The 4408-nt window shown below is 38.0% G+C and carries 3 protein-coding genes; all 3 read left to right on the forward strand.

Annotated features, from left to right (window positions below; translation table 11 throughout):
* The first annotated feature begins 695 nt into the window (after positions 1 to 695).
* Complete coding sequence (cyoE, locus tag AC1DUW_RS21725; RefSeq protein WP_252430620.1) at positions 696 to 1634, forward strand: heme o synthase; 939 nt, start codon at positions 696 to 698, stop codon at positions 1632 to 1634.
* A 268-nt stretch (positions 1635 to 1902) separates the two neighbouring features.
* Positions 1903 to 2985 carry a cytochrome c oxidase subunit II gene (coxB, locus tag AC1DUW_RS21730; RefSeq protein ID WP_477643431.1) on the forward strand — a complete coding sequence of 361 codons (1083 nt, stop codon included), beginning with the start codon at positions 1903 to 1905 and terminating at the stop codon, positions 2983 to 2985.
* 24 nt (positions 2986 to 3009) lie between these two features.
* On the forward strand, positions 3010 to 4408 hold a 1399-nt coding region (locus tag AC1DUW_RS21735; RefSeq protein ID WP_477643432.1), incomplete at its 3' end, for a cbb3-type cytochrome c oxidase subunit I.

A 4408-nucleotide genomic window follows, 5' to 3' on the forward strand; every position in this document is an offset into this window, starting at 1 on the left:
AAAGCTCCACCAAGTAAGATGAAAAGCATTACAATCGTAGTTAAAACAGCAAACCATTTAAGAGACGATTTCACTAGAAGTCCCACCTTTTTCTCTGGAGCCAAATTAGTTAGTTCCATAAATTTCATAATTTAATAATAGCATAAGATATTACATAAATATTTGTCGAACTTTCTTGATATTACACAAAATAGAATGATTTTACAAGTTCAGTTAAAATTATACCTATTAAATAAAACGCCTGAAATAGTTGAAAGTTACAAGAGACTTTGATAGAAATAAAGGGAGTGTAAATCTTTAAGTAGGAGCAAAATAGAGATATAGCCTAGGGGATGATGATAATAACTGACTATGTATGTTATTAATAAAAGACATGAAACACCAGCAAACACAGTAAAATTCATGCGACACAAATTGGTCAAAAATTATCCGAAAAAATTTCACAAAAGCTTCCAAAAATGTGTTTTAATATATTGAAGAAATGATTTTACTAAATTTTACTGTTATTAAGCATGATATAAAGAATAAAAGCTCTCAAAGGATTCCATTGACAACGGTCATTGGTAAATAGTTTACTTTTTGTTTACKCTTCCTTGGTTACAAATATCGAAAAGTATGAAATAATGTTCTATAGTATCGTAAGTAACTTTTTTTACATTTGCGTCTTTGGTGAATGATTTAAAGGAGGAAAACAAATGTCAGAAACAAGGGGTATGTCAGAAGCTGTCATGAAGGACAGTAAAGCCGCCCTTCAATCGGATATACCGGAAACAACAGTTTGGAAGGATTTTCTCTCACTTATTAAAGTGGGGATTGTCAATTCAAATATAATTACAGCTTTTACCGGCGTATGGTTAGCCCTTCATTTTTCAGGGCTTAGCTTCTTAAGTAATCTTGATGTAGTGTTTTATACGCTTGCAGGCTCGGCGCTCATTATGGCTGGATCTTGCAGTTTTAATAATTACTATGATCGTGATATCGATCATTTAATGGAAAGAACGAAAAATCGGCCAACAGTAACTGGGAAAGTACAGCCTTCAAAGGTATTGGTGTTAAGCTTTGGCTTGATTGCTGCTGGACTAATTTTACTCGCTTTGACTAATATGACAACTGCCATAATCGGTGCATTTGGCGTATTTGCCTATGTTGTCTTATATACTATGGTTTTTAAGCGGAGATTTGTCTCAAATACAATTATAGGCAGCATTTCCGGTGCTGTTCCTCCACTTATTGGCTGGGCTGCCGTTGATCCTGGTCTTGATACTATGGCGTGGGTTTTGTTCGCTATTATGTTTTTGTGGCAGCCTCCTCATTTTTATGCACTTGCAATGAGACGTGTCGAAGAATACCGTGCAGCGGGAGTGCCAATGCTTCCAGTTGTGAAAGGGTTCAAGGCCGCAAAAAAATCGATTATGTTATGGATTATTGCATTAATGTTTATTCCTTTCTTTTTAACACCTTTAGGTACTCCGTTAGTTGTTCTGGCTGCTTTATTGAGCACAGGTTGGCTTGTTTTGGGAATAAAAGGGTATAGAAAGAAAGATGATGTTAAATGGGCAACATCCATGTTTGTATATTCTTTAAACTATATGACCATTTTATTTGTAGCGATGGTTATTGTCACACTCATTTAGTATTAGTTAAATAATGTATATTGCAGCCTGTTCTTTGACAGGCTGCAGCTTACTTATCAATAATTGTCCACTAACCGCTAACCATACATATAAACTGAGAACGCATCAAGAGAGTACTTCATAAGAGCGGTTACATGTGCCATTTTAATAATTCCTTAGATTAGGGATTCTTTCTTTTTTTTAGAAATTGACATAGAGAGAATATTCGCAATTGCGCCCATTTTTATTTTTGTGAGAAAATTTTGACGAAAGAGGGGTTTCTGAAGCTATGAAAAAAAGGCTGCACAAATGGCGCCTAATTGCTTTGCTGGGTATTGTAGGACTTGTCCTTTCGGGCTGCGGCGAACCATTCCTATCCGCGCTGAAGCCAGCTGGCAATGTTGCGCAATCTCAGTATGATTTACTGATATTGAGTACGTTAATCATGGTACTGGTTATTATTGTTGTGGTTATTTTGTTCGTTGTAGTGTTACTACGCTTCCGCCGAAAGGAAGGCGACGAAACAATACCAAAACAAATTGAAGGAAGTCATAAACTTGAAATTATCTGGACTGTTATTCCTATCCTTCTTTTAATTGTTCTGGCTGTTCCAACTGTCGTCACAACTTTTGACTTAGCTGACACAAAAGCAATGGATAAGAAAGATAAGGATGGAAAGACGAAGGACGCACTTGTAGTAAATGTTAGGGCGAACCTTTATTGGTGGGAGTTTGAATATCCAGACCTTGGTGTTGTTACAAGTCAGGATTTGGTCGTACCAACTGACCAAAAAGTGTATTTCAATTTAACTGCTTCAGATGTTAAGCATTCATTCTGGGTACCGGCTGCCGGAGGAAAGATGGATACAAATACAGATGGAGTTAATCAGTTTTTCTTAGAATTCGATAGTAAAAAGGCAGAAGATTCGAATAATTTATTTTACGGGAAATGTGCTGAGCTTTGCGGACCTTCCCATGCTTTGATGGATTTTAAAGTGGTAGCAAAATCTAAATCCGACTTTGAAGCATGGACTAAAGATATGAAGTCTGCAAAAGAACCCACTGTTACTGGTGATTTAGCAAAACAGGGTGAAGACGTCTTTAACCAAAGCTGTATCGGTTGTCATGCGGTTACGCCTAATGACAGTAGACCTGAGGCTGCCCGTCAAGCTCCGAATCTGGCTACATTTGGTGAACGTGAGAAAGTAGCTGGAGTTTTGGATCATACTGAACAAAATGTGAAAAATTGGATCAAGGATCCTGAGAAGTATAAACCGGGTAACACGATGACCGGTACTTACGGTGAACTTTCAGATTCACAAATTAATGCACTTGCAGCTTATCTTTTACAGCTGAAGGTGGAAGGAAAATAGAACATTGATTAAGGAGGTTAAATCGTGAGTACGTACGCTAATAAAAAAGGATTTGGCGCTACGATTTGGGATTATCTGACAACGGTAGACCATAAGAAAATCGCCATCTTATATCTTATTTCTGGCGGATTGTTCTTTGTGATCGGCGGTTTGGAAGCGATGTTTATTCGTATCCAGCTTGCAATCCCAAATAATGACTTTGTAAGTGCCGGATTTTATAATGAAATTTTGACCATGCACGGCACGACGATGATTTTCCTGGCAGCCATGCCATTAGTATTCGCTGTAATGAATGCAGTTGTGCCATTACAAATAGGGGCTCGTGATGTTGCGTTCCCATTTTTAAACTCATTAGGTTTTTGGTTATTTTTCTTTGGAGGTATATTCTTAAATCTTTCATGGTTTCTAGGAGGGGCACCTGATGCGGGCTGGACATCGTATGCATCACTTTCTCTGCACTCTGAAGGCCATGGTATTGATTTTTACGTCCTAGGATTACAGATATCCGGACTGGGAACATTAATTGCAGGGATCAACTTCCTTGTAACCATTATAAATATGCGTACGCCTGGTATGACCTACATGCGTATGCCGCTGTTTACATGGTCAACGTTTGTTGTTTCTGCATTAATATTATTTGCTTTTCCTCCACTTACTGTAGGATTAGTGTTAATGATGTTTGACCGGATGTTTGGCTCGAATTTCTTTGATGTAGCAGCTGGAGGTAATACGATTATTTGGGAGCATTTATTCTGGATATTCGGTCACCCAGAAGTATATATTCTGATTCTTCCGGCGTTTGGTATTTTTTCTGAAATTTTTGCGACATTCTCTCGAAAAAGATTATTTGGTTATTCATCGATGGTATTTGCTACCGTTTTAATCGGTTTCTTAGGTTTCATGGTTTGGGCCCATCATATGTTTACAACTGGTTTAGGTCCTATCGCAAATGCAATCTTTGCGGTGGCTACCATGGCTATCGCTGTACCAACAGGTATTAAGATATTCAACTGGATTTTTACGATGTGGGGAGGAAGCGTCAAGTTCACGGTTCCAATGCTTTATGCAGTTGCCTTTATTCCTACATTTACCATGGGTGGCGTAACAGGTATCATGCTCGCATCCGCACCTGCTGATTATCAATACCATGATAGTTATTTCGTTGTTGCCCATTTCCACTATGTAATTGTCGGTGGGGTTGTATTAGGTTTATTGGCTGGAATCAATTTCTATTGGCCGAAGATGTTTGGAACTATGTTAAATGAAAAATTGGGGCAAATCACATTTTGGACGTTCTTGATTGGTTTCCATCTAACATTCTTTATTCAACATTTCTTAGGGCTGATGGGGATGCCTCGTCGCGTATTTACATTCTTGGACAATCAAGGTCTCAATACAGGTAATATGATTAGTACCGTTGGAG

The sequence above is a fragment of the Peribacillus sp. P4_C12 genome (genome assembly GCF_056402095.1).

Coding starts and splice junctions, on each gene's coding strand:
- coxB (WP_477643431.1), top strand. CDS start 1,903: ATGAAAAAAAGGCTGCACAAATGGCGCCTAATTGCTTTGCTGGGTATT.
- cyoE (WP_252430620.1), top strand. CDS start 696: ATGTCAGAAACAAGGGGTATGTCAGAAGCTGTCATGAAGGACAGTAAA.